The following is a 6,106-nucleotide window of genomic DNA, read 5'->3' as shown; positions in this document are numbered from 1 at the left end:
GCGCGCAGCAAGGCGTTCGCCTTGCAAGCGCGGGCAACGCCGCAGACGGCCCCTTGGCCGGGCAACCCGAAGGGAAGGCATGCCAAGGCGTGCCACTCCGCGTTGCACTTCTTGCATGTGCCAACGCACATGCGGCGTCGCGCGCCTTGATTGGCCCGCCTTGGCATGCCTTCGCGACCCTGGAAATAGTGGGATCACGCCCTAGAACAGCTTGAAGATCAGCGGCATCAGCAGGGCGGCGAGCACGACCTGCATGCCGAGCGCCAGCCCCGCGTAGGCGCCGGCGTCGGCATTGACGTGCAGCGCGCGTGCGGCGCCGATGCCGTGGGCCGCAGTGCCGAGGCCGAAGCCGCGGGCGGCGTAGCCCGTGGCGTCGGTGCCGATGCGCAGCGCATCGAAGAGGTACTTGCCCGACAGCGCGCCGATCATGCCGGTAAGCACCGCGAACACGGCCGAGAGAGCCGGGATGCCGCCGATCTTTTCCGAGATGCCCATGGCCACCGGCGCGGTGACCGACTTGGGTGCGAGCGACAGCACCACATCGTGCGGCAGGCCGACGACCCAGCCCAGCACCACTGCCGAACCAGCGGCCGCCGCGCCGCCGAGCAGCGAGGCCAGCAGCAATCGGCCGAAGCGCGCCCGCAGTTCGGCGCGCCGCAGCCACAGCGGCCAGGCCAGTGCCACGACGGCCGGCCCGAGCAGGAAGTGAATGAACTGCGCGCCGGCGAAGTAGGTCGGGTAGTCGACGCGGGTGGCCAGCAGGCCGCCGGCCAGCAGCACCACCGACCACAGCACTGGGTTGGCCCAGGGGGCGCCGCCGGCCCGGGTGTAGGCCGCGTTCGCGAGCAGGTAGACGACCAGCGTCGCGGTCAGGCCGAACAGCGGCGTGGCCGACAGGTAGATCCAGAGTTCGACGAAGCGCGGCATGCGGCTACGCGTTCTTGCGGCGGTCGGGCCCATAGAGCACCAGCGCGGTCACCGCGAGGCCGATCCAGGTCGACAGCGCGATCACCAGCAGCATGCGGCCGCCGTACTGGCCGAGCAGTGCGAGGTGCGTCATGACGCCGACGCCGACCGGCACGAACAGCAGCGACAGGTGGGCCAGCAGGAAGCTGGCGCATTCGGCCACCGGCTCGCGCACGACCGCGAAGCGCAGGCCCCCGAGCATCAGGATCATCCCGAGCACCGGACCCGGCAGCGGCAGCGACAGGCCGCGCGAGAGCAGTTCACCGACCGACTGGAACACCAGCAGCCAGGCCATGCCGCGCAGACCATTCATCGCGGCGGTTCGTCAGGGCAGCCGGCGGATGGCGTCGACGTCGATCTCGGGTGAGGTCATGAAGTCCTTCTCGACTTCACCGACGATCTCGACGCGGGTCTTCTCGTCGATGGGCTCGCGCGGAAAGATCTTGTCGTCGATCTCGACCCGGACGGTGGAGGTGCCATCGGAAAACTCGTACTTCTCGTGGCCGAGCTTCTTCAGCAGCACGCCCTGCAGCATCACCTGCTGGTCGTCCTTGGCGTTCTTGAGCACTTCGGCGACGGTCGTGAGGCGAATGCCCGACGGGCCCGTGTACTGCGCGCTGGCCACGCCCGCGGTGGCGCAGAAGGCCAGGGCCACGAGCAGGGTGATGGACGAAGACTTCATTTTTGTGTTCCCTTGTGTTCCGCCCGAGCTCGGGCGTGGCGTCATTTGAACACCACGGTCCGGTGGCCATTGAGCAAAACCCGGTGCTCGCTGTGCCATTTCACGGCCCGTGCCAGCACCTGGCTCTCGGTGTCGCGGCCGCGCGCGGTCAGGGCCTCGACCGTATCGGTGTGGTCGGCGCGCTCCACGTCCTGCTCGATGATCGGGCCTTCGTCGAGGTCGGCCGTCACGTAGTGGGCGGTGGCGCCGATCAGCTTCACGCCGCGGTCGTGCGCCTGGTAGTAGGGCTTGGCGCCCTTGAAGCTCGGCAGGAACGAGTGGTGGATGTTGATCGCCCGGCCGGCCAGCTTGCCGCACAGGTCGTTGCTGAGGATCTGCATGTAGCGCGCCAGCACCACCAGGTCGGCGCCTTCGGCCTCGATGATTTCGAGCTGCTTCGCCTCGCCCTGCGCCTTGGTCGCGGCGGTCACCGGGATGTGGTGGAAGGGGACGTTGTAGCTGGCGGCCAGCTGGTAGAAGTCGCGGTGGTTCGAAATGATGGCGCGGACATCGATCGCCAGCAGGCCGCTCTTCCAGCGGAACAGCAGGTCGTTCAGGCAGTGGCCCTCCTTGCTGACCAGGATCACGGTCTTCATCGGTTCGGCGGCGGCGTGCAGTTTCCAGCGCATGCCGAATTCGGCCGCGAGTGCGCCGATCTGCTCGCACAGAATGTTCTCTCCGTGTTCGCAGGCGAATCGCACGCGCATGAAGAAAAGGCCGGTGTCGTGGTCGTTGTACTGCGCCGCTTCTTCGATGTTGCCGCCGCGCTCGAGCAGGAAGCCGGAGACGGCATGCACGATGCCCGTGCGGTCGGGGCATGAGAGGGTGAGGATGTACGCGGGGTTCATAAGGGCGCACATTGTCGCAGGGCCGCCCGCCGGCCGCGGCTGGTGCCAAAATGACCGTTTCCTCGACCGTCCGAACTTGCAGGAGTGACTTCATGGCCTTCACCGACCTCAACATGGACAACCAGTGGTTGCCCTTCACGCCCAACCGCTCGTTCAAGAAAGACCCGCGGGTCTTCGTGGCGGCCGACGGCATGGAGTTCACGACCCACGACGGCCGCAAGGTGATCGATGGCATCTCGTCGCTGTGGTGCGTCGGGGCGGGCCACAACCGAAAGCCGATCAACGAGGCGATCAAGCAGCAGCTCGACACGCTCGACTACGCGACCGCCTTCCAGGTCAGCAACGACCGCGCCTTCACGGCCGCCGAGAGGATCGCCGCGATGGCGCCCGGCGACCTCAACAAGGTGCTGTTCTGCAATTCGGGCAGCGAGGCCGCAGACACCTCGATGAAGGTCGCGCTGGCCTACCACCGCGCCCGCGGCGAAGGGCACCGCAACCTGTTCATCGGCCGCGAGAAGGGCTACCACGGCGTCGGCTTCGGCGGCATGTCGGTCGGCGGCATCCCGGGCAACCGCAAGGTGTTCGGCTCGGCCTTCCTGCCGCGCGTGGACCACATGCGCTTCATCCACGATCCGGTCAACCATGCCTACATCCACAACCAGGAGCCGGTCTGGGCCGAAGACCCGCTGGCCGAGCTCGAGCAGCGCATCCTGCCGCTGCACGACCCGAGCAACGTGGCGGCGATCATCGTCGAGCCGATCGCGGGTTCGGCCGGCTGGTATGTGCCGCCCAAGGGCTACCTGCAGAAGCTGCGCGAGATCTGCGACAAGCACGGCATCCTGCTGATCTTCGACGAGGTCATCACCGGCTTCGGGCGCATGGGCACCAACTTCGCGTCGGACTACTACGGCGTCGTGCCCGACATGCTGAACTTCGCCAAGTGCGTGACCAACGGCGTGATCCCGCTCGGCGGCGTGATCTGCCGCGACAAGCTCTACGACGAGATGATGAAGACCTCGGCGCCCGAGCACGTGGTCGAGTTCTTTCACGGCTACACCTACTCGGGCCACCCGGTGGCCTGCGCCGCGGCCATTGCGACGCTGGACCTGTTCGAGAAGGAGCAGCTGTTCGCGCGCGCCGGCGAGATGGGCAAGCTGCTCGGCGATGCCTTCCACAGCACCTTCAAGGGGCTGCCGAACGTGATCGGCATCCGCAGCCTGGGCCTGGCCGCGGCGGTCGAGCTGGCGCCGATCGCCGGCCTGCCGGGCAAGCGCGCCTACGACATCTTCCTGGACTGCTATCACAAGGGCGCGCTGGTGCGCCCTGCCGGCGACGTGGTCGTGATCGCGCCGCCCTACATCGTCGAGAAGTCGCACATCGACACGCTGGTCAACACGCTGGCGGATTCGATCAGGAAGAACGCCTGAGGTCGGCGCAGTAGTCGTTCTCGGGCAGGGCCGGGGTCTGCCAGACGGCATCGAAGCTCCCGGCGCCGCTGCCTGAGGCGCCGGCCTGCATCCGCACCGCCTTCACCGAGACATCGGTCGGCAGGTGCTGGGGCACGCCCAGCCGCTTGTCGCCGTGGGCGGCACCGCTGACCAGCAGCACGGTCTTGCCCGGTGTCCTGGCCTTGACAATGGCCTGGGCCATCGCGCGGTCGCGGGCGATCTGGATCCGCGTCATCGGGACGATCTGCGATTCGGGCAAGAGGTTGCAGTGGCCGCTGCGCACGGCCTTTTGCTGGGCGGTGTGCGCGCTGCTCGACAACTGCGCATCGAGCGAGACATCCGCCATCGCGTCCCGCATGTGGGCGCGCTGCAGGTTGGCCCCGATCACCGGCACGCCCGCGCGGACCGCGGCCATCACCACCGGGCCGTAGGCGGCCCAGGGCCAGCGCTTGTCGTTCCAGGCGAGGGCGGCCTGCACCTGCGCTTCGGTCGCATCGGCCGGCAGGTGGGCGGTGCTCTGGCCTTCCTCGGCCATTTCCAGCGCCAGGGTGGCCAGGCGGCCGGTCTGGACCAGGGCGAGCACGGTCTCGCGTTCGATCGCCTGGTGCTCGGCGGCGTCGTGCTGCTCGCCCAGCAACAGGGCGTCGGCCGGCATCTGCGCCGCGACGCGGGCGGCGGTCAGCCCTTCCGATGCGGAAGGGGCGGGGGTGGTGCAGGCCGCCACCCAGGCGATGCCGAAGACCAGCGCCAGAGGGCGCAACGGCAAGGAGGGGGCGCGAGAGCGTAGGGTCGTCATGCCGCGATGCTACCCCGGGGGTGCTGCCGGACCGCAGTCTTCAGTGCACCAGGACCGGAGTGTGCGCCAACTCTGCGTAGCCTTCGAGCGTGTCCTCGACCTCTTCCTGGGTAGGGGTGTTGCGCTGCCAGGCTGCGATCTGCTGCTGGAACAACTCGGCCCAGGAGCCGTCGAGGTAGACCTCTTTGCCCGAGCGCTTGTCCACGATCTCGAAGCCGTGGCGTGCCAACACCGGCAGGTGGGGCGCCGCGGGCGCATCGCCTTCGGTCGGCTGCACGTGCACGACGACGAAGGAGTCGGAGTCGTAGAGCATTTGCATATCGGGTCCTGTGAGGATGTCGATGGCGTTCATGGTGTTTAGATAGCAATCAACGCGCCAGTTTCAATATCCAGCGTTGCTTTGTAGGCAGGCGCCTGTATCCATGTGTGTTTTTGTCACGGATTCGACGCCCGCAACGCGCTCTGGCTGCGCAGTTGGAGGTCGATGAAGTCGCCGTTGGTCTGGGTCTGCTTGATCCGCACCGGCAGCCAGCCCAGCTCCGGCGCCAGCCAGAGCTCGATCTTGTCGTCGAAGGGCTCGCGCGGATTGCGCGTGAGCTTGCGTGCCTTGAACTGGCCGGCCGGCACGCCGAGCTCCTCCTCGCCTTCGACGTTGAAGGTCCAGATCTCGGCGTCGCGCGGGCCGACCGTCTGCACCGCGATCACCGCGCCCGGCGGGTAGTGCGCCGGATCGCCCGCCAGCAGGGCGCCGAGCTGCAGCACCACGCTGAGCCGGTCCTGCGCACCGGCCAGGAGCATCACGCTGGGCGCGTTGCTGCTGAACACGACCAGTCCCCGGTCGCGGTCGAAATGGGACGCGACCTCGGTCTTGCGGGTGTCCGAAAAGCGCAGGGGCTCGATGCCGGTCGCGCCGATGCGGCCGCTGCTGTGCTGGCTGCGCAGCGTCTTGAAGAGGAAGGTCCACGCCAGCCTCAGGTCGTACTGGCTGCCGTCCTGCAGCCAGACCAGCTCGCCGAACACGCCCTGCAGCGGCTGCGCGCCTTGCTGGGCCGTGGCGGCGAAGGCCAGGCGCACCGATCCCGGAACCTGCAGCGTCGCCGGCCCCGGGATGCTGCCCGCGGTGTCGCCGCCGCCGGCCCCGGCGTTCGGCGTCGAGGCGCCGGATGCGCCCGAGGCGCCGGGTGCCGGCCCGGCGGCCCCTGCGTCGGGCACCGGTGCGTCGCCCGCATCGATCGCCGCCTGGGCGATGAGGTCGTGCGGCGGCGCGGGAGGCGGCATCGCGTGGTCGACGGCCGGCGCGGGTGCCGGCTCGACCGCGGGGCGAGGG

The 6,106-nt window shown here is 68.6% G+C and carries 8 protein-coding genes; 1 reads left to right on the top strand and 7 read right to left on the bottom strand.

Features of this window, described 5'->3' with window-relative positions; all coding sequences use genetic code 11:
* Positions 1-201 precede the first annotated feature (201 nt).
* Genes AC1D2E_RS34380 through purU form a run of 4 tightly spaced genes read right to left on the bottom strand, consistent with a single transcriptional unit; the run spans position 202 to position 2,535 of the window.
* Positions 202-927 (bottom strand): LrgB family protein, encoded by a 726-nt coding sequence (locus AC1D2E_RS34380; RefSeq protein WP_478201551.1) that lies wholly within the window; start codon positions 925-927, stop codon positions 202-204.
* Between the two features lie 4 nt (positions 928-931).
* Positions 932-1,279, bottom strand: a complete 348-nt coding sequence (locus AC1D2E_RS34375; protein ID WP_478201550.1) for a CidA/LrgA family protein — start codon at positions 1,277-1,279, stop codon at positions 932-934.
* A 12-nt stretch (positions 1,280-1,291) separates the two neighbouring features.
* Positions 1,292-1,648, bottom strand: coding sequence for a YgiW/YdeI family stress tolerance OB fold protein (locus AC1D2E_RS34370; protein WP_478201549.1), 357 nt, complete (start codon positions 1,646-1,648; stop codon positions 1,292-1,294).
* A gap of 41 nt (positions 1,649-1,689) precedes the next feature.
* Positions 1,690-2,535, bottom strand: coding sequence for a formyltetrahydrofolate deformylase (gene purU / locus AC1D2E_RS34365; protein WP_478201548.1), 846 nt, complete (start codon positions 2,533-2,535; stop codon positions 1,690-1,692).
* Positions 2,536-2,627: 92 nt separating this feature from the next.
* Between purU and aptA the strand changes: the two genes are divergently transcribed.
* Positions 2,628-3,962 (top strand): omega-aminotransferase AptA, encoded by a 1,335-nt coding sequence (aptA, locus tag AC1D2E_RS34360; protein WP_478201547.1) that lies wholly within the window; start codon positions 2,628-2,630, stop codon positions 3,960-3,962.
* Here the strand turns inward: aptA and AC1D2E_RS34355 are convergent.
* The 3 genes from AC1D2E_RS34355 to AC1D2E_RS34345 all read right to left on the bottom strand — a co-directional run.
* Positions 3,946-4,779: a ChaN family lipoprotein gene (locus AC1D2E_RS34355; protein ID WP_478201546.1), complete on the bottom strand. Its 834-nt coding sequence runs from the start codon at positions 4,777-4,779 to the stop codon at positions 3,946-3,948. The two genes, aptA and AC1D2E_RS34355, sit on opposite strands and share 17 nt — an antisense overlap.
* Before the next feature lie 40 nt (positions 4,780-4,819).
* Positions 4,820-5,098 carry a BTH_I0359 family protein gene (locus AC1D2E_RS34350; RefSeq protein ID WP_478175215.1) on the bottom strand — a complete coding sequence of 93 codons (279 nt, stop codon included), beginning with the start codon at positions 5,096-5,098 and terminating at the stop codon, positions 4,820-4,822.
* Between the two features lie 116 nt (positions 5,099-5,214).
* The coding region (locus tag AC1D2E_RS34345) for a DUF3108 domain-containing protein (RefSeq protein ID WP_478201545.1) at positions 5,215-6,106 on the bottom strand (892 nt) is incomplete at its 5' end.

The organism is Variovorax sp. P1_H2 (assembly GCF_056405295.1).
The sequence above is the reverse complement of the archived record's forward strand: the minus strand, read 5'-3'. Positions and strand labels throughout refer to the sequence as shown.